Raw genomic sequence first — 26,080 nt, forward strand, 5'->3', positions numbered from 1 at the left:
TCGCAATGTTCAAGAAGATCCTGGTCGCCAATCGCGGTGAGATCGCCTGCCGGGTGTTCCGCACCGCCAGGCGGATGGGGATCGCGACGGTCGCGGTCTATTCGGATGCCGATGCGCGTGCGCCGCATGTGCTGATGGCCGACGAGTCCGTGCGGCTGGGGCCGGCGGCGGCGAGCGAGAGCTATCTCAAGGCCGAGCTGATTCTCGCCGCGGCCAAGGCGACCGGGGCGGATGCGATCCATCCGGGCTATGGCTTTCTCTCGGAGCGCGAGAGCTTCGCCAAGGCTTGCGCCGAGGCGGGGATCGCGTTCATCGGGCCGCCGCCCAATGCCATCGCCGCGATGGGCGACAAGATCGAATCCAAGAAGCTCGCCAAGGAAGCGGGCGTCAACGTCGTGCCCGGCTATCTGGGCGAGATCGCCGATACCGACGAGGCGGTGAGGATCGCGTCGGAGATCGGCTATCCGGTGATGATGAAGGCCTCGGCCGGCGGCGGCGGCAAGGGCATGCGGCTGGCGTACAGCGAGCAGGACGTGCGCGACGGCTTCGAGGCGACCAAGCGCGAGGGGCTGGCGAGCTTCGGCGACGACCGTGTGTTCATCGAGAAATTCATCGAGCAGCCGCGTCATATCGAGATCCAGGTGCTGGGCGACCAGCATGGCAACATCGTCTATCTCGGTGAGCGCGAATGCTCGATCCAGCGGCGCCACCAGAAGGTGGTCGAGGAGGCGCCGTCGCCCTTCGTCACGCCCGCGATGCGGCGCAAGATGGGCGAGCAGGCGGTCGCGCTGGCGCAGGCGGTCGGCTATTACAGCGCGGGCACGGTCGAGCTGATCGTCAGCGGCGCCGACAAGACCGGCGACGGCTTCTACTTCCTCGAGATGAACACAAGGCTCCAAGTCGAGCATCCGGTGACCGAGGCGATCACGGGACTCGATCTGGTCGAGCAGATGATCCGCGTTGCGGCGGGCGAGAAGCTGGCGTTCGGACAGGACGATGTGAAGCTCACCGGCTGGGCGATCGAGAACCGCATCTATGCCGAGGATCCGTACCGTAGCTTCCTCCCCTCGACCGGGCGGCTGGTCCGCTATCGCCCACCCGCGGCGCAGGACACGCCGTACGGAGAAGTTGGCGGATATGGCTATGTCCGCGTCGACGATGGTGTCGCGGAGGGCGGCGAGGTCAGCATGTTCTATGACCCGATGATCGCCAAGCTGGTCACCTGGGGCGAGACGCGCGATGCGGCGGCCGACCTGCAGGTCGCGGCGCTCGACCGGTTCGAGCTGGAGGGGCTCGGCAACAACATCGATTTCCTCTCGGCGCTGATGCAGCATCCGCGCTTCCGTGCGGGGGCGCTGACCACCGGCTTCATCGCGGAGGAATATCCCGAGGGCTTCGCGGGTGCGCCGGCCGATGCGGCGCTCACCCGGCGGCTGGCGGCGGTAGCGGCGGCGCTGAGCTGGCGTCAGGCCGAGCGCGCGTCGCTGATCTCGGGCCAGCTGGGCGCGATGCCGCTGACGCCGTGCGACTGGGTCGTGCACATGGGCGCGATCGCGCATGAGGTGACGCTGGGCGACGGCGCGGTCGTCGATGGCGAGCTGATCGAGGGCAGCGTGGAGTGGAACCCGGGTGACCGGATCGCGGTGGCGCGCTCGGACGAGGGCGAGCTGGCGGTGCGCGTGACGAGGACGCGCACGGGCTGGGTGCTGACCACGCGCGGCGCGGCGCATCGCGTCGAGGTCTATCGCCCGCGCGTCGCCGAGCTGGCGAAGCACATGATCGAGAAGATCCCGCCCGACATGAGCCGCTTCCTGCTTGCGCCGATGCCGGGACTGCTCACGCGGGTCGAGGTGGCGGCGGGCGACCAGGTCGAAGCCGGCCAGCCGCTCGCGGTGGTCGAGGCGATGAAGATGGAGAACATCCTGCGCGCCGAAAAGTCGGGGACGGTCAAGGCGGTCAATTTCGGCGCGGGCGAGAGCCTGGCGGTGGACGCCGCGATCCTCGAGTTCGAATAGCTCAGTCGAGCCCGGCGTCGAGCGAGTCGAGGATGCGCGCGCCGGCCATGAACACCGCGATCGGGCAGGCGGCGAACAGCAGCCAGCCGCCCGCGCCGGGATATTGCTCGAGATAGTGGATGCCCCGGTCCACCGCGCCGACGCCGAGCGCGTAGATCACCATGAACGCCTCGAAGCGGGTCTTGATCGTGAACAAGCGTTTGACGCGGGACCACATGCCCAGGTTAACGCAAGAACCGGACCAGCGGCGGAAAAGGCCGGTTCCGCGTTAACGAATATGGTTACCTGTCAATTAATTCGACAGTTCCGAGCAGGTCGAGCAGCGTGGTGCGCGCCGCTTCGATGCGGGCGATCAGCGCGGGATCGCCGATCTCGTCCTGCGCGATCGACTCGGGCCAGTGCGTCTCGATCAGCGCGGCGATGCGATCGAGTTTGGCGTCGTCGACCAGGAAGCGCGGGTCGACCGTCGCGGGATCGGCGACGACGCGCAGGCGCAGGCAGGCGGGGCCGCCGCCATTGGCCATCGACTGGCGGACATCGACCACCTCGAGATGCCGGATCGGGCCGTTTCCGGCGACATGCGCCTGCAGCCAGTCCCACACGCTCGGCGTCTCGCGCGCCTCGGTCGGGAGGATCAGCGCGGTCTCGCCCGAGGGTAGCGTCACGAGCTGGGCGTTGAAGAGGTAGGAGGAGATGGCGTCGGCGAGGCTGACGGCGGATGCCGGGACCTCGACGATCTCGACCTCCGGCATCAGGCGGCGCAGGTCGGCGTAGAAGCTGTCCTTGTCCGCGAACGCCTGCTCGTGGGCGAACAGCACGCGGCCATTGCCCACCGCGACGACGTCGTTGTGGAAGGCGCCGGCGGCGATGGCTTGCTCGGACTGCTGGACGAATAGCGTCCGCGCCGGGTCGAGGCCGTGGCGGCGGGCGACGGCTTCGCTCGCCTCGCGATGCTGGCGCGCGGGGAAGGGGCCGCCGGAGATGCCATAGACGAACACTTCGATGCCGGGCGCGTCGTGCTCCGGGCAGAGGCGCATGTGGTTTGCGGCGCCTTCGTCGCCGAAGGGTGCCGGGACGGGCCCGTGGACGCGGAAGGCATCGTTGGCGAAGGCGAGGCGGAGCTGGGCTAGCGTCTCGGCCCATTCGTGGCTGCGGTGGGGCATCGTCACGAGATTGGCGACTGAGACGTGGCAGCGGCCGTCCTCGGTGTCCGGCGCCGGAGAGACGGTGGCAGCGTTGGCGGCCCACATCGCCGAGGCCGACAGCGCCTGCGCCTGGAGGTGCGGCGCGGCATCGGCGTAGTCGGTCGCCAGCGTTTCCAGCCAGCGATGGTCGGGACGGGCATGGGGCAGGAAAATGCCCTGGTGCAGCCCGAGCGCGATGTTGGCGCGCATCTTGGCGATGCCCTGCAGCGCCGCGGCGCGGGGCTGCGAGACCGCGCCGCTGTTGCGGGTCGCGGCGAGGTTGCCGGGGCTGAGGCCGGCATAATTGTGGCTGGGGCCGATGATGCCGTCGAAATTGATCTCAACGCGGGGCATGGCGGACCTCTTGCCCCGGCTCGACGCCGAGGATCGCAGCCGACGCGGAGTCGAGCGTCACGCCGCCGTCGGTCAGCCCGACGCGGCCGTGGCAGGCGCGGAAGGCGCCGAGCGTGCCGCGGGCGACGATGCTGGCGGTGCCTCCGTCGGCAAGCGCGGCGACGGTGTCGGTGCGGGAATCGCGGACCGTTGCGACCTGGTCGATGCGCGCGGTCATGGTCGGGCCGCCGTCGAAGATGTCGATGTAGTTCTCGAACGCGAAGCCCTCGGTCTCCAGCATCCGCATCGCGGCGCGGCCCGAGGGGTGGGGCAGGCCAATGACGCTGCGGGCATGCTCGGTGAGCATCGCGGTGTAGATCGGATGCTTGGGCATCAGGTCGGCGATGAACTGGTTGCCATGGATCGCGTTGAACTCGTCGGCCTGCTGGAAATTCATGCCGAAGAAGCGCCCGGCGACGCCGTCCCAGAAGGGCGAGCCGCCGGCCTCGTCGATCACCCCGCGCAGCTCGGCGAGGATGCGCTCGGCGAAGCGGGCGCGGTGCATCGCGATGAACAGGTAACGGCTGCGGGCGAGCAGCATGCCGAGGCCGCCGGCGCGCTCGCCCGGGTGAAGGAACAGGCCGCCGACCTCGCTGCAGCCTTCGAGGTCGTTGACCAGGCTCAGGATTTCGGCGCGGAAGGTGCGGGCGAGCGCTTCGCTATGCTTGGTCTCGGTGCCGAGGCGATAGCTGTAGAAGGGCCAGCGCTGCCCGACCTGGGTGAAGATCTGGCAGGTGCCGCGCACCTCGCCGGTTTCGGTATTCTCGAGCACCAGCACGAACAGCTCGTCCTTGAGCGCATCGTCGTTGCGCGCGAAGGCGGCGGCGCTGCGGGCGAGCTTGGCGAGCAAAGCCGGCTTCTCGGGCGGCAGGTTGGTGAAGCCGCCGCCGGTGAGCTTGGCCATCTCGTAGAGCGGCTGCAGGTCGTCCTCGCGCGCCGGGCGGATCAGGAAGCTCATACGCGGCCCCGCTCGATGATGCGCAGGATGGTGAGGGCGGAGAGCGCAGCGCGCTCGGGCAGGCTTTCGGGGATCAGAAATTCCTCCGCGCTATGGATCGCGCCACCCCTCGCGCCCATGGTATCGACCACGGGCACGCCGCAAGCGGCGATGTTGTTGCCGTCGCACACCCCGCCGGTGGCCTTCCAGGCGACGGGGATGTCGAGATCGGCGCCGGCCTGCTTGACCAGGCCAAACAGGCGTTCGGCGGCGGGGTCGAGCGGCTTGGGCGGGCGGTTGAAGCCGCCATGGACATGGACCGAGACGTCGTGCGCTGCGGCGACTTCGGCGGCGGCGGTCTCGACGAGTGCGGCGGCGCGGGCGATGGCTTCGGCCGAGGCGGGGCGGAAGTTGACGCGCAGGATCGCCAGATCGGGCACGACATTGTTGGGGCCGCCGCCTTCGATCCGCGCCGGGTTGACCGCGAGGCCGTCGCCCCTGGCCGCGGCGAGGCGGAGCGCAAGGTCGGCGGCGGCGACGATCGCGTTGCGGCCTTCCTCGGGATTGCGCCCGGCATGCGCGCTGCGGCCACGCACCACGATCGAGAAATTCCCGGTGCCGCCGCGGGCGCCGGCGAGCGTGCCGTCGGGCAAGGCGGGTTCGTAGGTGAGGGCGGCGACCTTGCCCTTCGCGGCCTGCGCGATCAGCGCGGCGGAGGCGAAGGAACCGGTCTCCTCGTCGGAGTTGATCACCACCTCATAGCCGAAGCGTTCGGCGGGGGTCGCTTCGACGGCGCGCAGGGCGGCGAGCATCAGCGAAAGGCCGGCCTTCATGTCCGCCGCGCCCGGGGCGTTGAGGCGGCCGTCGGGGAGCCAGGTCGCGGTCTGGAACGGGTGATCGGCGGGGAAGACGGTGTCCATATGCCCGGTGAACAGCATCTGCACCGGCGCCTCGGGCCGCACGCGCAGATGCAAATGGCGGCCATGGGCGAGCGGGAGGACGTCACCCTTGCCATCGACCGTCTCGACCGGCGCGGGCTCGACCAGCGTCAGCTCACCGGGGAGGGCGGCGAAGGCGCTGGCGAGCATCTCGGCCATGGTGGCGAGGCCGGGCAGGTTGCGCGTGCCGCTGTTGACCGCGACCCAGCGTTCGACCTGGGCCAGCATCGGCGCCGCGCGGGCATGCTCGATCGCGGCGATTTCGATTGCGGAGAGGCCCATGCGCGGGAGGTGTATCGGGACATTCGTGGCGGGTGAACCCCCGACGGATGAAAAGTATCGAGCGATACGAAGTGAGGGGCGGGCCGCGGTGAAACGTCCCAAAGGTCACACTGCCACGCGTGCGCGAGGCACGGATGCAGCGGGTGCTGGACCATATCGACCGGCATCTCGACGGCGATCTGGACCTGGACACGGTGAGCCGGGTCGCCGCCTTCTCGAAATTCCATTTCCACCGGCAGTTCACGGCGACCTTCGGGTTGTCGCTTCATCGCTATGTCCAGCTTGCCCGGTTGAAGCGCGCGTCGCACCAGCTGGCGACCAGGGACGCAAGGAGCGTCACGGACATCGCGATGGATGCCGGCTATGATGCGCCCGATGCCTTTGCCCGCGCCTTTCGGCAACGGTTCGGGCAATCCCCGTCATCGTTCAGGAAGTCGCCCGACTGGGCGCCGTGGCTTGCGGCCTTCGGGCCTCTCGACAATGCGAGGAGCAAGCTCATGCAGATTACCTATACCCCTGACGATGTGACGATTCAGGAGATGCCGCCGACGCCGGTGGCGATCCTGGAGCATCGCGGCGACCGCGCGACGCTCGGCGCCACGATCGAGCGGTTCATCGCCTGGCGCAAGTCCATGGGGCTGTCGCCGGAGAACAGCGCGACCTTCAACATCTTCCGCTCCGAGCGGACGCCTGCGAACCCGGCCGACTACAGCATGGACCTGTGCGTCGGCACCGACCGGCCGATCGACCCGGACGATGCGGACATGAAGCCTGGGGTGATCCCGGGCGGGCGCTGCGCGGTGCTGCGTGTCGTGCACGACACCCACAATCTCGAGCCCGCTGCGCTGTATCTCTATCGCGACTGGCTTCCGGCGAGCGGCGAGGAAGCGCGGGATTTCCCGCTCTATTGCCGGCGCCGGCTCGGCTTCTTCCCCGGCGCGGAGGTGCATGAGGTGACCGTGGAGCTGTTCCTGCCGCTGAAATAGGGTCGTGAGGGCGGCGCGGGGATTGCCGAGCTGTATTGCTCATGTAATACGGTTCATATGGAGATGCTCACGATCCTGTCGCTCGTCCTGGCAGCGCCTGCTGCCCGCACCCCATCGCCGAACGATGCCGTGCTGGCCGCGGACGCCGCGTTCTGGCGCGCGTTCAACCAGTGCGACGCGGCGGCGATGGGCCGGTTGCTCGCCGCCGACATCGAATTCTACCACGACAAGACCGGATTGACCGCGGGGCGGGACAAGGTGGTGGAGTCGCTGGTGAAGGGGCCGTGCGGTACGCCCGGGCTGCACGTGCGGCGCGAGGAGGTTGCGGGCAGCGTGGCGGTCGATCCGGTGCCCGGCCTTGGCGCGATCGTGAGCGGGGTGCATCGCTTCTACGCGAAGCAGGGCGATGCCGCGGAACGGCTGGACGGCGACGCGCGGTTCGCGGTGGTGTGGCGCAAGTCGGACACCGGATGGGCGATGGCGCGCGTGCTGAGCTACGCGCACCGTCCGGCTGGATAGGCAGCGGTCCGGGCTTTCGGAAATCGACCAGCAGCGACACTGGCAACGTCGGGTGGATGTGCAAAAGGCGCTATCAACCCCCTAGAGCACTCTGGAAATCTCCACCGTGGCCCTTTGCGCGGTGCCTGCGTTCGTGAAACTGGGCACGATGTCGATTCCAGGGAGCCCGTCACTGGCTGGCTTGACGACCCGCAATGACAGTTTTGAGCCAGTGCCGGCATGTTCGACGAACGCGCCATCGAAATCCTTATCGACGCCCAGCGTGCTGGACATGAGGACGACCGGAAAGTGCACGATCGCTTCCAGCGCCCAGGGGTTGCCGTCTCCCTCGTGATCATAGCTGATCCGGGCGACATAGGTGCCTGCGGTAAGCACGCCCGCAGCGAGGACGGATTTCGTAACGCCCGACGCAAACGGTCCCGCCACAACTCTAGTGATATCGGCGGCACCTTGATGCTCGCGAGCGCCATAGTTCTGGAAGTCCTCCTTGCCGACGGAGATATTGGCAGGACTGCGGTTGGTAACCAGACGAGCGGGATGCTCAGCCCTTCCCCCCTTGAAGAGGACCTTCGCGTTCCAATTCGCGCCGGTAGGGTCGGTAGGACCCGACATGCTTGAACCGAACATGTTGATATCAGCTGGTACCGGCGGAGAATCGCTACCCGACGCACAAACCGAACCAATCCAGTTGATTTGCGTGACAAGAACAACGTCGAACAAACAGTGATCGGGTTTAACCGGGAATTGGCAGCCAATGATGGTGATTGAGCTCACGGTATGTCCGGCTTCACCTGGGCTGCCGCTGCTGAACACGGCGCCTGTCCGAACGTTCGAATAGCTCTGCGCGCCTTCAAGGGTGACCGCATTGTTGCCCGTTTGCTCGACGCAGAATTCAAATCCATTGTAAACGCCGCCGAATATTCCCGCGTTCTGGCAGGTCAGGCGCACGACCCCGGTATCAACGGTCAAATCGTACAAATAGAGTGATCCTCCGCTACTCTCTATATTGAGAGGCACGCCGGTGCCATCACCGTTAGTTCGATACGTGACATTGCGGAATACAGTCTGATTGTTGTTGCTCGCCTCATGGCCTATGCCGGGGTTTCCGCCATTGGCGGATGTACTTAGATTGAGATTTTCAAATACGATATCGTTGTAGTTATTCAACTGATGGGGCCCTACCTCCCACCAGCTTGTATCAAGCCAGATCAGGCCAGCGTTATTGCTGCCGTCCACGCGAAAATCGCGAAGCGTAACCCCTGCCATATTCTTGGCAAAAATCATCAGGCCTGACATTCCGCTCTTGGCCTTGATGATCGATCCATAGCCCTCACCGAAGAACTGAGCAGGACCAGCAGAAGGTTCGTCATCTGCCGCGAAGCGGCAAAGCTGAATCGTCGAATTGATGTAGTATGTCCCCGCCGGAAGAAAGATCGCGCTGGAAATCGCGCTCGTCATCGGCTCCGAAACTTCCCCAGCGGCAACATGGCAAGCCTGTGTGATCGCGAGCGCATTGTCAGTGTTTGGGTTGCCATCCGCAACAGCACCAAACCATCTCGCATCAACAACGAGGCCTCCTTTTCGGAATACGAGCTTTCCATTCAATTGGTAGCCACCAGTCGAACGATCACCGCTGCCGCTCAAAACAAAGCACTGATAACCCCCGCATTCGAAATCGTTCAAGAACGTGATATTGTAAACACCGCAGACAAATTTTCCACCTTCCATGCGTACCGCTTTGGCGCCCAGGACGACATTCTCCGTCAACGTGTGGTCTTTTCGGATAACCAGCTCGGCATCAACCGTCACCGCGTACGCATCAGCGTCCGACAGTGAGGCAAAAATTGGATCATCATCGTACACTGTTCCCGGCATGGTCTAGTGTCCTTTGCTTTGCTTGGTTCCGTTACTTGGAGAAATTCAGTTTATCCCGTCGCCGCGCATTGGAGAGGCGGCGCCGAAGTTTGCGGCTGACTTCAGAAATCGACCAGCAGCGACGCGCGGCTCGTCGTGTCCGTCGTCTTGCGCCCCAGCGGCGGCGTGCTTTCGTAGTTCACCGCGTAGGACATCTGCGCGGAGAGGGGGCCGAACAGCTTGGCGCGCAGCGCGGTCTTGCCGGTGATCGTGCTGTTGGTCTGCTGCACATAGGCCGCAGCGTCCTGGCTGAAGGTGATGCCGCGCGACAGCTTCCAGTCGAAGTCGAGCTTGCCGCGCGCGGCGAGCTGGCTCTCGATCGTGTCGTCGGTGAGCACGGTGTGGCGGAAGGCCGGGCCGAGCTCGACGTCGAGCCGCATCGCGCCATCGTCGATCGCGGTGTAGCCGGCGCCCGCCGACACCGAATAGCGCTGGTAGAAGCCGGCGAAACGGTCGCTCTCGAACATCGCCGCGCCATAGATATAGGCGCGGTCCTCGACCTTGTAGTTGAGGTCGTAGGCGGCGATGTAGCGCTCCTGCGCGACGCGCCCGAGGCTTTCCTGATAGTCGGCCTGGAGCCGCAGCTTCTGGCGCCACAGGAAGCCGTCGCGCTTCAAATCGAGCACGCCGGTGAGGCCGACCGTCTCCGAGTTGCCGGTGTTGATGTAGCCGCCGAGCTCGGCGCGGCCCTTCACCAGATCGAGGAAGCGCGCCTCGCGCAGGCGGCGCATCGCAGCCTCGCGCCGCTCGTCCCTCCAGTCGCCGGCAGCGCGCTGGACCAGTTCGGCGCTCGGCCGGTCGCCGGCCTTGGCGTATTTGGCGATCGCGTTGACCGCGGCCTCGTCGCCCGCGCGCATCGCGGCGTCGAGCATGGCCTTGATCGCGGGGTGCATCTCGGGCGGCGCGGGCTCCTCTTCGGGCTCCTTCTTTTCGGAAGACGCTGCATCCTGCGCCGCCAGGGCGGTCCCGGGCAGCATCGAGGCGAGGATCAGCGGGGCGAGCAGGGGGAGGATCGGCCGGCGCATATTCGTCTCACTAATTCCGCAATGCGGCAAAATCGAGATCGGATCACCGTTTGATACTCAATCCTCCCCCGCCAGGGGGAGGTGGCAGGCGCAGCCTGACGGAGGGGGAGGACTCACCAACACTCGTTCTGGCATCCGCCCCCTCCGATGCCTTCGGCGCCACCTCCCCCTGGCGGGGGAGGATAGAAATCCTAAGCGGTGCGGCCGGCAGGCAGACCGAGCGGCTTGGCGAAGATTTCGAGCAGCCGGGCGTAGAGCTCGCGCTTGAACGGCACGATCACATGCGGAAGCTCGGCGGGCTCGATCCAGCGCCAGGCGCGGAACTCGGGCTCGGCGGTGGCGATGTCGATCGCTTCGTCGCCGGCGATGAGGCGGAACAGGAACCAGCGCTGGCGCTGGCCGCGCCACTTCCCTTTCCACACCTTGCCGAGCAGGTCGTCGGGGAGGTCGTAGTAAAGTTCTTCCTGCGCCGCGGAGACCAGTTCGACATGCTTGCGGGCGACGCCGGTCTCCTCCCACAGCTCGCGATAGGCGGCGTCGAGCGCGTCCTCGCCCGGGTCGATCCCGCCCTGCGGCATCTGCCACGCCTCGAGCGTCGAATCGAGGCGCTGGCCGACGAACACCAGGCCGTCGCGGTTGACCAGCATCACCCCGGCGCAGGGGCGGTAGGGAAGCGCCTCGCGATCGATCATGCCGCGGCCTGCAGCATCACGCGGTTGGCCTCGGCCTCGACCAGCAGATCCTTGAACGCGGCGAGCATGCCGGCGACGTCGCCCTGCGCGGAGGGGATCGCCTTGCGCAGGGTGATGAAGCCATGGATGTTGCCGGCCGCCTCACGGAACACCACCGGCACGCCCGCCCCGATCAGTGCGGCGGCATAGGCGCGGCCCTGGTCGCGGATCGGATCGAGGCTGGCGGTGACGATCACCGCAGGCGGGAGGCCGGTGAGCGAGGGGCCGCGCATCGGCGAGCAGCGCGGGTGCGCGGTGTCTGCCGCATAGCATTCGGCGAACCAGTCCATGCCGCGTTTGGTCAGCAGATAGCCCTCGGCAAAGGCGTCGAGCGAGGCATGGTGGGTGCCGAGATCGGTGGCGGGATAGATCAGCAGCTGGGCGATCACTGGCACCGCGGCGGGCCTGTCGCGCAAGTCGATCGCGGCGACCGCCGACATCTGTCCGCCGGCGCTGTCACCGGCGAGCGTGATCGCGGTGACCGCGCTGCCGAGCTCGGCCGGGCTCGAGGCGACCCAGCGCGCCGCGGCCTCGGCATCGTCCGATGCGGCGGGCCAGGGATGCTCAGGCGCTAGACGGTAGCCGACCGAGACCACCGGGAGGTCGAGCGTGCGCGCCATCTCCGCGGCGATTCCGGCGTGGGTGTCGATGTCGCCGATCACGAAGCCGCCGCCATGGAAATAGACCACCGCGGGTCCCGGCGCGCGCGCGGCACGCGCATCATAGAGGCGCGCCGGGATGGCGCCCGCGGGGCCTGGGATCTCGAGATCGCGGACCGTGGCGACCTCGCCGACGGGCAGGTCCACGAGATCCTTCATCGCGGCATATTGCGCGCGGTAGACGGCCGGCTGGGGCGGCCATTCGGGCTGCGGCATCGCTGCGATCATGTCGAGAAAGGCGCGCACATCGGGGCGGACGAAGGATTCGGCCAAGGCATCGTCTCCTGCTTGCTTGGCAGCGTTCTAGGCGAGCGGTCGCGCCCGCGTCCATCGGGTGAACCGCAACTTCGCCGGGCGACAAGAAGAAATTCGCTGTTCCCTCCGCAATCCGGCTGCTAGGGGCGCACCATGTTTCGAAAACGGCCCATTATCACCGCCCGGAACGCGACCCGCTGATCCAGCCGGTCGCGGCGTTCGGGCTGCCGCGAAACATCTCCAGCCGGCGATCCGCCCGCTGACTTTCCAAACCGAAATGACTATGTCGCTGCCCGAACCACCGGGCGGCTTGACCGCATGAAAGGGTCTTACATGGGTTATCGTGTCGTCGTCGCAGGCGCCACCGGCAATGTCGGTCGCGAGATGCTCAACATCCTGGCCGAGCGGGAATTCCCGATCGACGAGCTGGCGGTGGTCGCCTCGTCGCGCTCGACCGGCGACATGGTCGACTTCGGCGAGACCGGGAAGCAGTACAAGATCCAGAATATCGAGCATTTCGATCCCACCGGCTGGGACATCGCCCTGTTCGCGATCGGCAGCGAGGCGACCAAGATCCACGCCCCGCGCTTCGCCGCGGCGGGCTGCACGGTGATCGACAATTCGTCGCTCTACCGCATGGACCCGGATGTGCCGCTGATCGTGCCCGAGGTGAATCCCGAGGCGATCGACGGCTATAAGGCCAAGAACATTATCGCCAACCCGAACTGCTCGACCGCACAGATGGTGGTGGCGCTAAAGCCGCTGCACGATGCCGCGACGGTCAAGCGCGTGGTGGTCGCGACCTATCAGTCGGTGTCCGGCGCGGGCAAGGCGGGGATGGACGAGCTGTTCGAGCAGTCGCGCAACATCTTCGTCGGCGATCAGGCCGAAGCCAAGAAGTTCACCAAGCAGATCGCGTTCAACGTGATCCCGCATATCGACAGCTTCCTCGACGACGGGTCGACCAAGGAAGAGTGGAAGATGGTGGTCGAGACCAAGAAGATCCTCGACCCCAAGGTCAAGGTGATCGCGACCTGCGTGCGCGTGCCGGTGTTCGTCGGCCATTCGGAAGCCGTCCATGTCGAACTCGAGCGCGAGCTGTCGGCGGAGGATGCGCAGAAGATTTTGCGCGAGGCGCCGGGGATCATGTTGGTCGACAAGCGCGAGGACGGCGGATACGTGACCCCGGTCGAGTGCGTCGGCGACTATGCGACCTTCGTCAGCCGCGTGCGTGATGACTCGACGGTCGAGAACGGCCTCGCCTTCTGGTGCGTCAGCGACAACCTCCGCAAGGGCGCGGCGCTCAACGCGGTGCAGATCGCCGAACTGCTCGGCCGCCGGCATTTGAAGAAGGCGTGATCCACCGCGCCGCGGCGGGGATCAGTGCCCCGCCGCGGCCGGATCGTTCTCGACCGGCCCCTTTGGCTTCCTCAGGAACAGCACGAGCGGGATCGACAGCGCGGTGACGATCATCATCGCCTTGAAGTCGTTGAGATAGGCGATCATCGCCGCCTGGCGCGTGACCTCGGCATTGGCCATCGCCATCAGCACGTCGCCGCTGCCGCCCAGCGCCTGGAGCAGGCCCGGGTCGAGCGTGTCGAGCCGCTCCGGCGTAATGTGCTGGGCGAGATCGGCGTGGCTCGTCTGGGTGCTGCGCGCGAGCACGGTCGTGACCAGCGAGATGCCGATCGACGCGCCGATGTTGCGTGACAGGTTGAGCAGGCTCGCCCCCTCGGTGCGCTGGTGCGGAGAGAGGGTGGCGAAGGCCATGCCGTTGAGCGGCATGAAGATCAGGCCCATGCCGAGCCCCTGGATGAAGCCCGAGACGATGAAGGGCGTGCTGCCCATCTCCAGCGTCCATTGCGTCATGTCATAGAGCGACCAGGCGGCGAGGATGAAGCCGGCGGCGACTGCGATGCGCGGATCGAGCCCGCGCTGGATCAGCCGCGCCGACAGCGCCATCGTCACCAGCACGCCGATGCCGCGCGGCATCAGCAGCAGGCCGGTGTCGATCACCGGATAGCCGAACAGGTTCTGCAGCATCGGCGGGAGCAGCGCCATCGTCGCCATCATCACCACGCCGACCACCTGCATGAAGGCGAGCGCGGTGACGAGGTTGCCGTTCTTCCACAGATTGCGCTCGAACATCGGGTTCCTGCCCGTCGCCATGTGCACCGCGAACATCCACAGCGCGGTCGCGGCGAGCAACATCTCGATCCAGATCTCCGCCGAGCCGAACCAGTCCTCGCCCTGGCCGCGGTCGAGCATCAGCTGCAGCGCGCCGATGCCGATCGCGAGCAGCGAGAAGCCGAACAAGTCGAAGCCGCGCTTGCGGATCGGTCGGCTCGGCAGCAGCCACCACAGGATCGCGAGACAGATCGCGCCGAGCGGCAGGTTGACGTAGAACACCCAGCGCCAGTTGAAATTCTCGGTGAGGTAGCCGCCGAGCACCGGGCCCAGGATCGGGCCGATCATGATGCCCATGCCCCACACCGCCATCGCGCGCTGCTGGTCCTTGGGCTCGTTGATGTCGAGCATCACCGTCTGGCTGAGCGGGTTCATGAACGCCGCCGAGATGCCCTGGAGGATGCGGAAGGCGACCATCTCCTCGAGATTCTGCGCCATGCCGCACAGCGCCGAGGAGATGACGAAGCCGATGATCGAGATCAGGAACAGGTTGCGCGAGCCGATCCGGTCGGAGACCCAACCGGTGATCGGGATCGCGATCGCCGAGGCGACGATGTAGCTGGTCAGCACCCAGGTGATCGTGTCCGCGGTCGCGCCGAGCGAGGTCTGCATGTGCGGCAGCGCGACATTGGCGATGGTGGTGTCGAGGATCTGGATGATCGTCGCCAGCATCACGCCGAAGGTGAGCAGCCCCTTGTTGCGCACCGGCAGTGCCGCGCCGCTGACGGGCGGCGGCGCCGGTGGCGCTGGCGTGGAGGCGGCGGCTGCGGTGGCCATCGTCGGAGGCTTACTTGCCGACGTCGACCGTCACGTCGGCGGAGAGGCCGGCGATCAGCTGGCGCGGGCTCTTCTCGTCGATCGCGATGCGCACCGGCACGCGCTGCGTGACCTTGACCCAGTTGCCATTGGCATTCTGCGCCGGGAGCACCGAGAATTCGCTGCCGGTGCCCGCGCCGATCGAGGCGACATGGCCCTTGAGCTTGAGTCCGGGATAGGCGTCGAAGCTGACCTCGGCCGGCTGGCCGACGCGCATCTTGTTGAGGTCGGTCTCCTTGAAGTTCGCCTCGATCCACGAACCGCCCGAGCGGACGATGGTGACCGCGGGCAGGCCCGACATCATCATCTGCCCGATCTGGAGCCGGTCGGCCTGGCTGACCACGCCGTCGACCGGCGCGTAACGCGCGGTGCGCGAGAGATCGAGCGCGGCCTTGTCGCGCTGCGCGCGCGCCGAGGCGATGCCCGGGTTGACGCCGGGCACGGCGGCGCCGTCGGCGAGCTTCGAGCGCGCCTCGGCGGCATCGGCGACGGCGCGCTGGTAGCTCGCGCGCGCCTGCTCGACCGCGTGCAGCGACTGGTCGTAGCGGGCGCGAGTGGTGAAGCCGCGGTCCATCAGCGCCTTCTGGCGGTCATAATCCTCCTGCGCCGAAGCGATGGTGTCGCGCGCGGCCTGGATGTCGGCGCCGGTGCCGACATAGCTCGCCTGGAGCGTGCCGACCTCGACCTGCGCATTGGCGATCGCGGCGTCGGCCTGTTCGAGGGCGATGCGATAGGGCTCGGGGTCGATGCGGAAGAGGAGGTCGCCGGCCTTGACGACCTGGTTCTCCTTGACCGCGACCTCGGTAATGCGCCCCGCGACGTCGCTCGCGACCGAGACCTTGTCCTGCTGGACATAGGCATTGTCGGTCGAGACGGTGTCGGCCGACAGCGTCCACCACGTGCCGACCGCCACGATCAGCAGCAGCGGCACGCCGAACATCAGCAACGGGCGCAGCCAGCGGCGCTTGCGCGGCTCGGCGGCTGCTTCGGGTGCGATCTCGATCGCTTCGGTGGTGTCGAGCTTGGGGTCTGCGTCAGCCATTGGCGGCCTCTTTGATATCGTCGGCGGTGAGATTGGCGTGAACGGCGGCGAGGAGCTGGTGAAGGCGCGTGCGATCGGCGGCGCTGAGGCCGGTCAGCACATCGTCGAACAGCTCGTCGGCGATCTCGCGAAGCTGGAGCAGCACGGGTTGCGCCGCCTCGGTCAGATGGATGCGCCACACGCGGCGATCGTTGGGATCGCGACGGCGCTCGACCCAGCCGGCCTCTTCCAGCCGGTCGATCATGCGGCCCATCGTGATCGGCTCGATCTCGAGCAGTTCGGCGAGCGCGCCCTGGTTGCTGCCCTGATAGCGCTCGAGCAGCTTGAGCGTGCGCCACTGCGCGCGTGTGGTGCCAAGGCCGCGCACGCGCTCGTCGAAGCGCTTGCGCATCAGTCGCGAGATATCGCTGATCAGGAAGCCAAGTGAGTCGGTCATGTCGCGTGACATAATGAGCATGCTTATAATTTCCAGAGTGATTAGTTGCATTGTGCAACGCGACGATTGCGTATCGTGCAATCAGCTGAGGGTTTCACCCGGCGGCGAAGTGCGGCATCTCGGCAGCCATGCAGACTCAGACGTTCGAAAGCTTCGACGGCACAAGGCTGGCGTGGCGCGAGATAGGGGAGGGACGGCCGGTGGTGCTGATCCACGGCTATTTCTCCGACGCCGACACCAACTGGATCAAATACGGCACTGCCGCGAAGCTGGTGGAGGCGGGGTTCCGGATGATCATGCCGGACCTGCGCGCGCATGGGCAGAGCGACAGGCCGCAGGATGCCGCCGCCTATCCGCCCGATGCGCTGGCGATGGATGCCGAAGCGCTGATCGCGCATCTCGGACTCACCGACTACGACCTGGGCGGCTATTCGCTGGGCGCGCGGACCACGGTGCGCGTGCTGGCGCGCGGCATCGCGCCCAGACCGCGGCGCGTGGTGCTGTCGGGGCTGGGCGACGAGGGCGTCGTGGATACCGGGCGGCGCGCGGGCTTCTTCCGCCGGGTGCTGACCAATTTCGGCAGCTTCAAGCATGGCGATCCTGAGTTCATGTCGCAGGCCTTCCTCAAGACGACCAAGGGCGATCCGCAGGCGCTGCTGGGTGTGCTCGACACCTTCGTCGATACCCCGGCGGAAGATGTCGCGAAGATCGACCTTCCGGTGCTGGTGGTCGGCGGCGCGGCGGACGACGAGGTGGGATCGTTCGAAGACCTCGCCGCGATGCTGCCGCAGGGCCGCTTCGTCGAGATCCCCGGCAACCATATGAGCGCGGTGACGCGCGCCGAGCTGGGCGACGCGATCGTATCATTCCTGACTGCTTGACCGCGTCCGGAGGCGGGAGCAGTGTCCGCCGCATCCATAAAACACGAGTCTTGAGGGGCCCATGATCCGCACCGGAATTTCGACGATCGCGCTCGCCATGCTGATGGCCGCGCCTGCCGCCGCGCAGGAGAAGAAGGCAGCGCCGGGCGCGGCAACGCCGGCGGCCGCCGACGCGTTCCTCGAGCGCGCGACCAAGGAATTTGACGAATTCTCGCAGGACGATGCGCGGATTCAGTGGCTCTACGCGACCTATATCAACGACGACACCTCCGCCCTGGTCGCCAAGAGCCAGGCCAAGGGCACCGAGATGTTGGTCGGCTTCGCGCTCGAGGCGGCGAAGTACGATCGGGTGCAGGGCCTGTCGCCTGACACCAAGCGCCAGCTCGACATCCTGCGCAGCGGCATCACCTCGCCCGCGCCGACGCGCGCCGGGGCGGCTGCCACGCTGTCCAAGCTGCAGACCGACATGCAGACGGTCTATGGCACCGGCAAGGGCACGCTGAAGGGCCAGCCGATCAACGGCAGCGACATCGAGGCGGCGATGGGCACCAATCGCAACCCCGACGAGCTCAAGGAGATGTGGACGAGCTGGCACGACAATGTCGGCGCGCCGCAGCGCACCGACTATCAGCGTGCGGCCGGCCTGCTCAACGAGGGCGCGCGCGAGCTCGGCTTCAAGGATGTCGGCGCGATGTGGCGCTCCAACTACGACATGTCGCCCGAGGAGTTCGCCAAGCTCACCGACAAGCTTTGGAACGAGGTGAAGCCACTCTACGAGTCGCTGCACACCTATGTCCGGTGGAAGCTCAACGCGAAGTACGGCGACGCCGTCCAGCCCAAGACCGGCCCGATCCGCGCCGACCTGCTCGGCAACATGTGGGCGCAGGAATGGGGCAATATCTATGACGTCGTGGCGCCGCCGGGATCGGGCGACCTGGGCTTTGACGTCACCGACCTGCTGACCGCGAAACAATATGACGCGATCAAGATGGTCAAGACGGGCGAGGGCTTCTACTCCTCGCTCGGTTTCGCGCCGCTGCCCGAGACTTTCTGGAAGCGCTCGCTGTTCGTGAAGCCCGCCGATCGCGAGGTGCAATGCCACGCCTCGGCCTGGGACCTCGACAATGTCGACGATCTGCGCATCAAGATGTGCATCAAGGTCAATTCGGACGACTTCGTCACGATCCACCACGAGCTGGGGCATAATTATTATCAGCGCGCCTACAACAAGCAGCCGCTGATCTACCGCACCGGCGCCAATGACGGCTTCCACGAGGCGATCGGCGATTTCGTCGCGCTGTCGATCACGCCCGACTATCTCGTCTCGATCGACCTGCTCGATCAGAGCAAGGTGCCGAGCGCGGACAAGGACACCGGGCTGCTGCTGCGCCAGGCGATGGACAAGGTCGCGTTCCTGCCGTTCGGCCTGCTGATCGACAAATGGCGCTGGGGCGTGTTTTCGGGCGGGATCAAGCCGACCGGCTACCAGGCGTCGTGGGACGCGCTGCGGCTGCAATATCAGGGCATCACCCCGCCGGTGAAACGCGACGAGACCAAGTTCGACCCGGGCGCCAAATATCATATCCCGGCGAACGTGCCGTACACGCGCTACTTCCTCGCGCGGCTGCTGCAGTTCCAGTTCTACAAGGCGGCGTGCGACCAGGCCGGGTGGAAGGGGCCGCTCCACCGCTGCTCCTTCTACGGCAACAAGGAAGTCGGCACCAAGCTCGACGCGATGCTCAAGATGGGTGCGTCCAAGCCGTGGCCCGATGCGCTCGAGGCGTTCACCGGCAGCCGCGAGATGTCAGGTGCGGCGATGGTCGAGTATTTCGCGCCGTTGAAGGCGTGGCTCGACGAGCAGAACAAGGGCAAGCCGACGGGGTGGTGATCTTCCAAATCCTCCCCTGAGCTTGCTCAGGGGAGGGGGACCGCCGGAGGCGGTGGAGGGGTCGCCGTCGCAGACGGCGGAATTTCGCTGAGCCGTTCTCCGCCCTCTGCGGGGCGGCCCCTCCGTCAGCGCTGCGCGCTGCCACCTCCCCCCGATGGGGGAGGAATTTACTTGCCCTTTGGCTTCGGCTTGGCTGCATCCGGAGGGCCACCCGCGCCCTTCTTCACGGCGTAGAAGATGCCCGCGACCGTCGCGCCGATCGCGGCGGCGCCGCCGATCAGCGTGGCGAAGAAGTTGCGGTCGCCCATCTGCTCGCGCTTTTCGGCGGCGAACTGGACCGGTGCGGATTCCTTGACGGTCTGCGCGGCCGATTGCGCGGCGGCGCTGACCTTGGCCGCGGCTGCCTGTGCCGCGGCGCGGGGGCGGCTCGTGCCCGGTTTGGCGGCCGTGGCGCGCGGCTTGGCGGCAGCAGCCGGCTTGCGTGCGGCCGCCGTACGGCGCGGCGGGGGCGCCTTGTCGGCCGCGGCCTTGGCAGGGGCCTTCGCCGGAGCCGGAGCTGCGGTCTCGACCTTGGGCGCGGCGGCGGGCTTGGCCGCCCCTGGCTTCGCAGCCGGCTTCTTCGCGGCCGGCTTCTTCGCCGGGGCTTTCTTCGCGGCAGGTTTCTTGGCGGCCGGGGTGCCGGCTGCGTCGGTGGTCGGCTTGCTCGGGGCCTTGGCCATCACGATACTCCAGTGGTTTCGTGGCTGTAACCACCCTGACGCAATTCGGTTTCCGCCGTCAATGCAGGAAGATCAGCGGAAGGGGGGCTCGTTGAACGCCCGCAGCTTGCGCGAGTGGAGCTTGGCGCCCTCGCGGCGGAGCTGCTCGCACGCCTCGATCCCGATCTTCAGATGCTCGGCGATTGCGCGTTCGTAGAAGCGGTTGGCCTGGCCGGGGAGCTTGAGCTCGCCGTGCAGCGGCTTGTCCGAGACGCAGAGTAGCGTGCCGTAGGGAACGCGGAAGCGATAGCCCTGAGCAGCGAGCGTGGCGCTCTCCATGTCGACGCCGACCGCGCGGCTGAGCGAGAAGCGCAGCGCCGAGCGCGAGAAGCGCAGCTCCCAGTTGCGGTCGTCGGTGGTGACGATCGTGCCGGTGCGCAGCCGGCGCTTGAGTTCCTCGCCCGACTGGCCCGAAACGGTCTCCGCGGCGCGGGCGAGCGCCTGCTGCACCTCGGCGATCGCGGGCACGGGGATTTCGGGCGGGAGCACGTCGTCGAGCACGTGATCGTCGCGCAGATAGGCGTGGGCGAGGACATAGTCGCCGATCCGCTGGCTCGGACGGAGACCACCGCAATGACCAATCATCATCCACGCCTCGGGCCGCAGCACCGCGAGGTGATCGGTGATCGTCTTTGCGTTGGACGGGCCGACGCCGATATTGACCAAAGTGATGCCATCGCTGTTCTCGGCCATCAGGTGCCAGGCCGGCATCTGGTGCCGCCGCCATGCGCTGTCGGTGAGCAGCGTCTCCGGGTCATCGCCCGCGCGGATCACGATGCCGCCGGGACCCGAGACGCCGGTGAAGCGCCCCTCATTTCCCTGCTCGTCCGGGCCGAGCTGCGCGCACGACCAGCGTACGAACTCGTCGACATAGCGGTGATAGTTGGTGAACAGGATGTACTGCTGCGTGTGCTCGGACGGCGTACCGGTATAGTGGCGCAGCCGCGCGAGGCTGAAATCGGTGCGCAGCCCGTCGAACAGCGCGAGCGGGCGCGTCTGGTCGAGGCTGAGCCAGGTGCCGTCGGCGATCTCGTCGCCAATATGCGCAAGCTCGGTCGCCGGGAAATGCCGCGCCAGTTCGCTCGCCGAAACCTCGTCGAGCCGCAGCGCGTGACCGGGATCGAGGACATAGGGGAAGGGGATTTCCTGCCGTCCGGGGACTGCGGTGACCTCGACGTCATAATCCTCGATCAGCAGGGTCAGCTGCTCGATCAGATAGTCGGCGAACATCGCGGGCTTGGTGACGCTGATCGCATAATCGCCCGGGGTGACCAGCCGGCCGAAGGAGCGGGCAGGGGTGGGGCGGTCGACCTCGTCGCGATAGGCGAGGCGGATCTCGGGATAAGCGAAGCTGCCATCCTTGCGATGCGCAGGATCGGGCGCGATACCCTTGGTGAGATAGAGGTCGAGGGCGTCCTGAAGGCGCGTGACGGACGCGGTGTAGAGCCGATCCAGTTCGGCGACGATGTCTTCTGCTGTTGTCATCTTCCGCGGCTAATGCGCGAACGTGACATTAGCAAGTCCGGCGCGCGCCGGAACTGTGACGCGCGAGCCGGATGCCCGCGCGTCTTGCCAGTTACTCGGCGCTTTCCTTCTCGCGCAGCTTGCTGATGCCATAGGCGGCACCCGCAACTGCGGCGGCTGCGCCCGCGGCGACCGCGGCGGTCGTCGCGGGATGTTTCTTCGCGGCATCGAGCGCGGTTGTGACGGCCTCGCTCACCGCGTCGCGCGCGTCGGCGAGGGCATCCTTGGTGCGGTCGAGCAGCGAATCCTCGGCCGCGGCCTCAGCCGTGGTGTCGGGGGCGGTCTTGTCCTTCATCTGGCGTCTCCCTTCCACCGAACAGAACCGCCCGCAGGCGCGCCGGTTCCCGCCGCGGGCGGCGAACCGGCGCGCCTGCGAAACGGTCAGGCGTCAGAGCTGCTCGAGCAGGTGCTCGGCCGAGCTCACCTTGAACTCGCCCGGGGCCTCGACATTGAGCTGCTCGACCACGCCGTCGTTGACGATCATCGAGTAGCGCTGGCCGCGCGTGCCCAGGCCGAACTTGCTGCCGTCCATCTCGAGACCCACCGCCTTGGCGAACTCGCCATTGCCGTCGGCGAGCATCGTCACGTCGCCGGCCTCGGCGCTCTTGCTCCACGCGCCCATCACGAACGCGTCGTTGACCGCGGTGCAGGCGATCTCGTCGACGCCCTTGGCCTTGAGCTCGGCCGCCTTCTCGACATAGCCGGGCAGGTGGCGGGCGGAGCAGGTCGGAGTGAAGGCGCCGGGTACCGAGAAGAGCGCGACCTTGCGGCCCGCGAAGAACTCGTCCGAGCTGACCTGCTCGGGGCCATTCTCGGTGGGCTTGACGAAGGTGGCGCTGGGCACGCGATCGCCGACTTGGATGGTCATGCTGGTCTCCTCGGGCCGCGGAATGCGGACGCGCCTCAATTGGCGCACGGCGCGGCTTTTTCAAGCGTGGCGGAGCCGATCGGCTGCCGATATGTTGAGCGCAAATGGAGTCCTCAGCGTATCTCACCGGACAGGTCCTGCTCGCACTGCCGGGGATCGGCGATCCACGGTTCGAACGCGCGGTGATCGCGATGTGCGCGCATGACGACAATGGCGCGCTCGGCATCGGCGTCGGGCAGACGATCGCCGGGCTGGGGCTGCACGAGCTGCTCGATCAGTTCGAGATCGATCCCGGCAGCGCGCCCGATGCCCCGGTGCATTTCGGCGGCCCGGTCGAGCCGCGCCGCGGCTTCGTGCTGCATTCGACCGACTGGGGCGGGCAGGACACGATCGAGGTCGCCGGGCGCTGGGCGCTGTCGGGGACGATCGACATATTGCGCGCGATCGCCGAGGGCATTGGCCCGTCGCGCTGGCTGGTCGCGCTCGGCTATGCCGGCTGGGGCGAGGGGCAGCTCGACGAGGAGATGACCCGGCACGGTTGGTTCAACGTGCCGGGCGATCTCGACCTGCTCTACGGCGTCGAGGCGCACCGGCGCTGGGAGCAGGGGTTCGAGCGCGAAGGCATCGATCCGCGGCTGCTCGCCGCGAGCACCGGCACGGCCTAGCCGCCGTAGCGGGCGGCGAGCGCGTCGGCGATGCCGCGCATGGCGTCGCGCAGCGCGACGGGTTCGAGCACCTCGACCTCGGTGCCGAGCTTGAGCAGCTCGCGCGCGGCGTGGTCGGTCGACTCGATCGGGATCTCCGCATCGACCCAGCCCATGGCATCCGGCGCGGAGGCCGTCGCCCGTGCCATCGCGATCGCCGCCGCCGCGAGCACGGAGAGCCGGTCCATGCCCAACGGCGACAGCCGGATCCGCGCTGTCCCGTGATAAAGGCTCGCTTCGAATGCGCGGACGCTGGCGGCCCAGTGCACGGCGAGGTCGAAATCCGTCGGGCGTTCGAACCGCTCCCCCGTCGCCTCGAGCGCGCGGATCGCGTCCACACGATAGGTACGCGGCACCGAGCTGCCGATCGCGACGAGATACCAGGTGCCCGCTTTGAGCACGAGGCCGAGCGGGGCGAGGGTGCGGTCGGCGATCCCGGACCAGCTCTCGTAGCGGATGCGGATGCGCTCGGCGCCCCACACTGCGGCGGCGAGCTGGGGCAGGAAGGCGAGGTCGCTCGCCGTACGGTACCAGTCGACCGGATCGAGGTGAAACCGCGCGGCGACGCGCGAGGCGTCGGCGCGGCGCGCGGAGGGGAGGGCGGCGAGCAGCTTGCGGCGGGCGGCGGCGGTGGACTCGGCGAGGCCGAGCGCCGCGGCTGGCCCTTCGAGACCCGATAGAAACAGCGATTCCGCCTCGGCCGGGGTCATGCCGGTGAGCCGGGTGGTATAGCCGTCGAGCAGCTGGAACCCGCCGTCGCGGCCGCGATCGGCATAGACCGGCACGCCCGATGCGCTCAGATCGTCGATGTCGCGATAGATGGTGCGGATCGACACCTCGAACTCGTCCGCCAGCGCCCGCGCAGTCATCCGCCCGCGCGCCTGCAGAAGAAGAAGGATCGAAACCAGACGGCTCGCACGCATTTTCCTACCCTAGCAGGAAAAGCTGACAAAGGGTGTCAGCTTTACGGGGTTACCCCTTCCTTCGATCGCAACGAAGGAGACCTCGCATGCACACCCCACACGACACGCGCCGCGGCGCGCTCATCCGGGCGCTCGGCCTCGCCGCGACCGGCGGGCTGCTCGCCCAAGGCTTCCGTGCCGAAGCTGCGGCCGCCGGGCCGGCATTGGATTGGGCGTGGCTGGCCGGCAGCTGGAAGGTACGCCATCGCCGCCTCAAGTCGCGGCTGACCGGGAGCAAGGAATGGCAGGAATTCGACGGCACCTGCGTCAACTGGCCGCTGATGGGCGGCGCCGCGAATGTCGACAACAATGTGATCGGGCTGCCCGCGGGCGACTATCACGGCGTGGGGCTGCGCTGCTTCCATCTGGAGAAGCGCCAATGGGGCATCTGGTGGATCGACTCGCGCTTCGCCCGGATCGAGCCTCCTGTATGGGGCGGGTTCAGGAACGGCGTCGGCACCTTCATGGGCGAGGACACGCATGAGGGCACGCCGGTGACGGTGATGTTCCGCTGGTCAGCGATGACCGCCACCTCGGCGCACTGGGAGCAGGCTTTCTCGATCGACGGCGGCAAAAGCTGGGAGAGCAATTGGCACATGGATTTCGCGCGCGTTTCGGGATGAGCGAGAGCCGCGCCGAACCGGGGCGCAGACGGGATATAAAGATATCTTTATGTTTCGTTTGCGCTCGCGCGGCGAATTCGCTAGTGGCGCGGCCATGCCGCCGGGATTCCCGGCCGCGACGCTACACAAACGGAGAACCAGCGTGGCCACCGTGCTCGAAAAGACCGATTACGTCGTCAAGGACATCTCGCTCGCCGATTTCGGCCGCGCCGAGATCAACATCGCCGAAACCGAGATGCCCGGCCTGATGGCGCTGCGCGCCGAATTCGGCGCGAGCAAGCCGCTCAAGGGCGCGCGCATCACCGGCTCGCTGCACATGACGATCCAGACCGCGGTGCTGATCGAGACGCTGGCCGAGCTCGGCGCCGAGATCCGCTGGGCCTCGTGCAACATCTTCTCGACCCAGGACCATGCCGCCGCCGCGATCGCCGCGCGGGGCATCCCGGTCTTCGCGGTCAAGGGCGAGACGCTCGAGGAATATTGGGACTATGTCGTCCGCATCTTCGACTGGGGCACCGACACGGTCTGCAACATGATCCTCGACGATGGCGGCGACGCCACCATGTTCGCGCTGTGGGGCGCGCGCGTCGAGGCGGGCGAGGACCTGTTCGTGCCGTCGAACGAGGAAGAGGAGATCTTCGTCGCGACGCTCAAGCGCTTCCTCGCCGAGCGTCCGGGCTATCTCACCAAGACCGTCCAGACGATCAAGGGCGTGTCGGAAGAGACCACCACCGGCGTCCACCGCCTCTATGAGCTCGCCAAGAAGGGCAAGCTCCCGTTCCCGGCGATCAACGTCAACGACAGCGTGACCAAGTCGAAGTTCGACAACCTCTATGGCTGCAAGGAATCGCTGGTCGACGCGATCCGCCGCGGCACCGACGTGATGCTGGCCGGCAAGGTCGCCTGCGTCGCCGGCTTCGGCGATGTCGGCAAGGGTTCGGCGGCGTCGCTGCGCAATGGCGGCGCGCGCGTGCTGGTCACCGAGATCGACCCGATCTGCGCGCTGCAGGCGGCGATGGAGGGCTATGAGGTCGTGACGATGGAAGAGGCGGCGACCCGCGCCGACATCTTCTGTACCGCGACCGGCAACGCCGACGTGATCACCGTCGACCATATGCGCGCGATGAAGCCGATGGCGATCGTGTGCAACATCGGCCACTTCGACAGCGAGATCCAGATCGCGGGCCTCGCCAATTTCAAGTGGACCGAGGTCAAGCCGCAGGTCGACCTGGTCGAGTTCCCCGACGGCAAGCAGATCATCATCCTGTCGAAGGGTCGCCTGGTGAACCTGGGCAACGCGACCGGCCACCCGTCGTTCGTGATGTCGTCGAGCTTCACCAACCAGGTGCTGGCGCAGATCGAGCTGTGGACCAAGGCCGACGAGTACAAGAACGAGGTCTATGTCCTGCCCAAGCATCTCGACGAGAAGGTGGCGGCGCTGCACCTCGAGAAGCTCGGCGTGAAGCTGAGCAAGCTCAGCCAGCAGCAGGCCGATTACATCGGCGTGCCGGTGGAAGGGCCCTTCAAGCCGGATCATTACCGCTACTGAGTTC

Annotated in this window: 25 protein-coding genes; 9 read left to right on the forward strand and 16 right to left on the reverse strand. The window is 67.0% G+C overall.

The annotated features are described in order from the left end of the window. Positions 1 to 5 precede the first annotated feature (5 nt). Positions 6 to 2,015 carry an acetyl-CoA carboxylase biotin carboxylase subunit gene (locus tag OK349_RS00390; RefSeq protein ID WP_265115859.1) on the forward strand — a complete coding sequence of 670 codons (2,010 nt, stop codon included), beginning with the start codon at positions 6 to 8 and terminating at the stop codon, positions 2,013 to 2,015. Between the two features lies 1 nt (position 2,016). On the opposite strand, the gene OK349_RS00395 is transcribed toward OK349_RS00390, so the two are convergent. From OK349_RS00395 to OK349_RS00410, 4 genes are all read right to left on the reverse strand, one after another. After that, complete coding sequence (locus tag OK349_RS00395; protein WP_265115860.1) at positions 2,017 to 2,232, reverse strand: hypothetical protein; 216 nt, start codon at positions 2,230 to 2,232, stop codon at positions 2,017 to 2,019. A 64-nt stretch (positions 2,233 to 2,296) separates the two neighbouring features. Further along, the gene (locus tag OK349_RS00400) at positions 2,297 to 3,553 is read right to left on the reverse strand and encodes an N-succinylarginine dihydrolase (RefSeq protein WP_265115861.1); all 1,257 of its coding nucleotides are present in this window, start codon (positions 3,551 to 3,553) and stop codon (positions 2,297 to 2,299) included. Next, positions 3,540 to 4,550 carry an arginine N-succinyltransferase gene (locus OK349_RS00405; RefSeq protein ID WP_265115862.1) on the reverse strand — a complete coding sequence of 337 codons (1,011 nt, stop codon included), beginning with the start codon at positions 4,548 to 4,550 and terminating at the stop codon, positions 3,540 to 3,542. The genes OK349_RS00400 and OK349_RS00405 overlap by 14 nt, the downstream gene beginning before the upstream one ends. Next, positions 4,547 to 5,749: a hydrolase gene (locus OK349_RS00410; protein ID WP_265115863.1), complete on the reverse strand. Its 1,203-nt coding sequence runs from the start codon at positions 5,747 to 5,749 to the stop codon at positions 4,547 to 4,549. The genes OK349_RS00405 and OK349_RS00410 overlap by 4 nt, the downstream gene beginning before the upstream one ends. Before the next feature lie 134 nt (positions 5,750 to 5,883). On the opposite strand from OK349_RS00410, the gene OK349_RS00415 reads away from it, so the two are divergent. Both OK349_RS00415 and OK349_RS00420 read left to right on the forward strand, forming a co-directional pair. After that, positions 5,884 to 6,735, forward strand: coding sequence for an AraC family transcriptional regulator (locus OK349_RS00415; RefSeq protein WP_265115864.1), 852 nt, complete (start codon positions 5,884 to 5,886; stop codon positions 6,733 to 6,735). Positions 6,736 to 6,792: 57 nt separating this feature from the next. Continuing rightward, complete coding sequence (locus OK349_RS00420) at positions 6,793 to 7,254, forward strand: nuclear transport factor 2 family protein (RefSeq protein WP_265115865.1); 462 nt, start codon at positions 6,793 to 6,795, stop codon at positions 7,252 to 7,254. 81 nt (positions 7,255 to 7,335) lie between these two features. Here OK349_RS00420 and OK349_RS00425 read toward each other — a convergent pair whose 3' ends face one another. The 4 genes from OK349_RS00425 to OK349_RS00440 form a co-directional block, all read right to left on the reverse strand. Next, positions 7,336 to 9,129, reverse strand: coding sequence for a pectate lyase family protein (locus OK349_RS00425; RefSeq protein WP_265115866.1), 1,794 nt, complete (start codon positions 9,127 to 9,129; stop codon positions 7,336 to 7,338). A 101-nt stretch (positions 9,130 to 9,230) separates the two neighbouring features. Then, positions 9,231 to 10,193, reverse strand: a complete 963-nt coding sequence (locus OK349_RS00430; RefSeq protein WP_265115867.1) for a DUF481 domain-containing protein — start codon at positions 10,191 to 10,193, stop codon at positions 9,231 to 9,233. 191 nt (positions 10,194 to 10,384) lie between these two features. Then, on the reverse strand, positions 10,385 to 10,885 hold the full coding sequence (locus tag OK349_RS00435; RefSeq protein WP_265115868.1) for an RNA pyrophosphohydrolase: 501 nt from the start codon (positions 10,883 to 10,885) through the stop codon (positions 10,385 to 10,387). Continuing rightward, on the reverse strand, positions 10,882 to 11,856 hold the full coding sequence (locus tag OK349_RS00440) for an alpha/beta hydrolase (protein ID WP_265115869.1): 975 nt from the start codon (positions 11,854 to 11,856) through the stop codon (positions 10,882 to 10,884). The genes OK349_RS00435 and OK349_RS00440 overlap by 4 nt, the downstream gene beginning before the upstream one ends. A gap of 315 nt (positions 11,857 to 12,171) precedes the next feature. Between OK349_RS00440 and OK349_RS00445 the strand changes: the two genes are divergently transcribed. After that, positions 12,172 to 13,197, forward strand: coding sequence for an aspartate-semialdehyde dehydrogenase (locus tag OK349_RS00445; RefSeq protein WP_265115870.1), 1,026 nt, complete (start codon positions 12,172 to 12,174; stop codon positions 13,195 to 13,197). A 21-nt stretch (positions 13,198 to 13,218) separates the two neighbouring features. Here the strand turns inward: OK349_RS00445 and OK349_RS00450 are convergent, their stop codons facing one another. Genes OK349_RS00450 through OK349_RS00460 form a run of 3 tightly spaced genes read right to left on the reverse strand, consistent with a single transcriptional unit; the run spans position 13,219 to position 16,319 of the window. Then, the gene (locus OK349_RS00450) at positions 13,219 to 14,802 is read right to left on the reverse strand and encodes a DHA2 family efflux MFS transporter permease subunit (protein ID WP_265115871.1); all 1,584 of its coding nucleotides are present in this window, start codon (positions 14,800 to 14,802) and stop codon (positions 13,219 to 13,221) included. Positions 14,803 to 14,812: 10 nt separating this feature from the next. Beyond that, on the reverse strand, positions 14,813 to 15,883 hold the full coding sequence (locus OK349_RS00455; protein ID WP_265115872.1) for an HlyD family secretion protein: 1,071 nt from the start codon (positions 15,881 to 15,883) through the stop codon (positions 14,813 to 14,815). Then, on the reverse strand, positions 15,876 to 16,319 hold the full coding sequence (locus OK349_RS00460; protein WP_265115873.1) for a MarR family winged helix-turn-helix transcriptional regulator: 444 nt from the start codon (positions 16,317 to 16,319) through the stop codon (positions 15,876 to 15,878). The genes OK349_RS00455 and OK349_RS00460 overlap by 8 nt, the downstream gene beginning before the upstream one ends. 128 nt (positions 16,320 to 16,447) lie before the next feature. Here OK349_RS00460 and OK349_RS00465 point away from each other — a divergent pair, with 128 nt between their 5' ends. Both OK349_RS00465 and OK349_RS00470 read left to right on the forward strand, forming a co-directional pair. After that, positions 16,448 to 17,200, forward strand: coding sequence for an alpha/beta fold hydrolase (locus OK349_RS00465; RefSeq protein WP_265115874.1), 753 nt, complete (start codon positions 16,448 to 16,450; stop codon positions 17,198 to 17,200). Between the two features lie 61 nt (positions 17,201 to 17,261). Next, positions 17,262 to 19,088, forward strand: coding sequence for a M2 family metallopeptidase (locus OK349_RS00470; protein ID WP_265115875.1), 1,827 nt, complete (start codon positions 17,262 to 17,264; stop codon positions 19,086 to 19,088). Between the two features lie 167 nt (positions 19,089 to 19,255). On the opposite strand, the gene OK349_RS00475 is transcribed toward OK349_RS00470, so the two are convergent. From OK349_RS00475 to OK349_RS00490, 4 genes are all read right to left on the reverse strand, one after another. Continuing rightward, the gene (locus OK349_RS00475) at positions 19,256 to 19,807 is read right to left on the reverse strand and encodes a hypothetical protein (RefSeq protein ID WP_265115876.1); all 552 of its coding nucleotides are present in this window, start codon (positions 19,805 to 19,807) and stop codon (positions 19,256 to 19,258) included. A 72-nt stretch (positions 19,808 to 19,879) separates the two neighbouring features. Further along, positions 19,880 to 21,331 carry an AMP nucleosidase gene (locus OK349_RS00480; RefSeq protein ID WP_265115877.1) on the reverse strand — a complete coding sequence of 484 codons (1,452 nt, stop codon included), beginning with the start codon at positions 21,329 to 21,331 and terminating at the stop codon, positions 19,880 to 19,882. A gap of 91 nt (positions 21,332 to 21,422) precedes the next feature. Beyond that, complete coding sequence (locus OK349_RS00485; protein WP_265115878.1) at positions 21,423 to 21,665, reverse strand: hypothetical protein; 243 nt, start codon at positions 21,663 to 21,665, stop codon at positions 21,423 to 21,425. Positions 21,666 to 21,758: 93 nt separating this feature from the next. Continuing rightward, the gene (locus tag OK349_RS00490) at positions 21,759 to 22,238 is read right to left on the reverse strand and encodes a peroxiredoxin (protein ID WP_265115879.1); all 480 of its coding nucleotides are present in this window, start codon (positions 22,236 to 22,238) and stop codon (positions 21,759 to 21,761) included. 104 nt (positions 22,239 to 22,342) lie between these two features. Between OK349_RS00490 and OK349_RS00495 the strand changes: the two genes are divergently transcribed. Further along, positions 22,343 to 22,903: a YqgE/AlgH family protein gene (locus OK349_RS00495; RefSeq protein ID WP_265115880.1), complete on the forward strand. Its 561-nt coding sequence runs from the start codon at positions 22,343 to 22,345 to the stop codon at positions 22,901 to 22,903. Here the strand turns inward: OK349_RS00495 and OK349_RS00500 are convergent. Further along, the gene (locus tag OK349_RS00500) at positions 22,900 to 23,865 is read right to left on the reverse strand and encodes a helix-turn-helix transcriptional regulator (RefSeq protein ID WP_265115881.1); all 966 of its coding nucleotides are present in this window, start codon (positions 23,863 to 23,865) and stop codon (positions 22,900 to 22,902) included. The genes OK349_RS00495 and OK349_RS00500 overlap by 4 nt on opposite strands. Before the next feature lie 86 nt (positions 23,866 to 23,951). Between OK349_RS00500 and OK349_RS00505 the strand changes: the two genes are divergently transcribed. Both OK349_RS00505 and ahcY read left to right on the forward strand, forming a co-directional pair. Beyond that, on the forward strand, positions 23,952 to 24,527 hold the full coding sequence (locus OK349_RS00505) for a DUF1579 domain-containing protein (protein ID WP_265115882.1): 576 nt from the start codon (positions 23,952 to 23,954) through the stop codon (positions 24,525 to 24,527). Positions 24,528 to 24,669: 142 nt separating this feature from the next. Next, the gene (ahcY, locus tag OK349_RS00510) at positions 24,670 to 26,076 is read left to right on the forward strand and encodes an adenosylhomocysteinase (RefSeq protein ID WP_265115883.1); all 1,407 of its coding nucleotides are present in this window, start codon (positions 24,670 to 24,672) and stop codon (positions 26,074 to 26,076) included. Positions 26,077 to 26,080 lie beyond the last annotated feature (4 nt).

The organism is Sphingomonas sp. BT-65, from assembly GCF_026107375.2.
GTDB lineage: Bacteria > Pseudomonadota > Alphaproteobacteria > Sphingomonadales > Sphingomonadaceae > Sphingomonas.

Coding starts and splice junctions, on each gene's coding strand:
- OK349_RS00455 (WP_265115872.1), bottom strand. CDS start 15,883: ATGGCTGACGCAGACCCCAAGCTCGACACCACCGAAGCGATCGAGATC.
- OK349_RS00395 (WP_265115860.1), bottom strand. CDS start 2,232: ATGTGGTCCCGCGTCAAACGCTTGTTCACGATCAAGACCCGCTTCGAG.
- OK349_RS00465 (WP_265115874.1), top strand. CDS start 16,448: ATGCAGACTCAGACGTTCGAAAGCTTCGACGGCACAAGGCTGGCGTGG.
- OK349_RS00405 (WP_265115862.1), bottom strand. CDS start 4,550: ATGAGCTTCCTGATCCGCCCGGCGCGCGAGGACGACCTGCAGCCGCTC.
- OK349_RS00480 (WP_265115877.1), bottom strand. CDS start 21,331: ATGACAACAGCAGAAGACATCGTCGCCGAACTGGATCGGCTCTACACC.
- OK349_RS00435 (WP_265115868.1), bottom strand. CDS start 10,885: ATGATCGATCGCGAGGCGCTTCCCTACCGCCCCTGCGCCGGGGTGATG.
- OK349_RS00420 (WP_265115865.1), top strand. CDS start 6,793: ATGGAGATGCTCACGATCCTGTCGCTCGTCCTGGCAGCGCCTGCTGCC.
- OK349_RS00505 (WP_265115882.1), top strand. CDS start 23,952: ATGCACACCCCACACGACACGCGCCGCGGCGCGCTCATCCGGGCGCTC.
- OK349_RS00415 (WP_265115864.1), top strand. CDS start 5,884: ATGCAGCGGGTGCTGGACCATATCGACCGGCATCTCGACGGCGATCTG.
- OK349_RS00500 (WP_265115881.1), bottom strand. CDS start 23,865: ATGCGTGCGAGCCGTCTGGTTTCGATCCTTCTTCTTCTGCAGGCGCGC.
- OK349_RS00445 (WP_265115870.1), top strand. CDS start 12,172: ATGGGTTATCGTGTCGTCGTCGCAGGCGCCACCGGCAATGTCGGTCGC.
- OK349_RS00410 (WP_265115863.1), bottom strand. CDS start 5,749: ATGGGCCTCTCCGCAATCGAAATCGCCGCGATCGAGCATGCCCGCGCG.
- OK349_RS00470 (WP_265115875.1), top strand. CDS start 17,262: ATGATCCGCACCGGAATTTCGACGATCGCGCTCGCCATGCTGATGGCC.
- OK349_RS00390 (WP_265115859.1), top strand. CDS start 6: ATGTTCAAGAAGATCCTGGTCGCCAATCGCGGTGAGATCGCCTGCCGG.
- OK349_RS00485 (WP_265115878.1), bottom strand. CDS start 21,665: ATGAAGGACAAGACCGCCCCCGACACCACGGCTGAGGCCGCGGCCGAG.
- OK349_RS00425 (WP_265115866.1), bottom strand. CDS start 9,129: ATGCCGGGAACAGTGTACGATGATGATCCAATTTTTGCCTCACTGTCG.
- OK349_RS00490 (WP_265115879.1), bottom strand. CDS start 22,238: ATGACCATCCAAGTCGGCGATCGCGTGCCCAGCGCCACCTTCGTCAAG.
- OK349_RS00475 (WP_265115876.1), bottom strand. CDS start 19,807: ATGGCCAAGGCCCCGAGCAAGCCGACCACCGACGCAGCCGGCACCCCG.
- OK349_RS00400 (WP_265115861.1), bottom strand. CDS start 3,553: ATGCCCCGCGTTGAGATCAATTTCGACGGCATCATCGGCCCCAGCCAC.
- OK349_RS00450 (WP_265115871.1), bottom strand. CDS start 14,802: ATGGCCACCGCAGCCGCCGCCTCCACGCCAGCGCCACCGGCGCCGCCG.
- OK349_RS00430 (WP_265115867.1), bottom strand. CDS start 10,193: ATGCGCCGGCCGATCCTCCCCCTGCTCGCCCCGCTGATCCTCGCCTCG.
- OK349_RS00460 (WP_265115873.1), bottom strand. CDS start 16,319: ATGACCGACTCACTTGGCTTCCTGATCAGCGATATCTCGCGACTGATG.
- OK349_RS00495 (WP_265115880.1), top strand. CDS start 22,343: ATGGAGTCCTCAGCGTATCTCACCGGACAGGTCCTGCTCGCACTGCCG.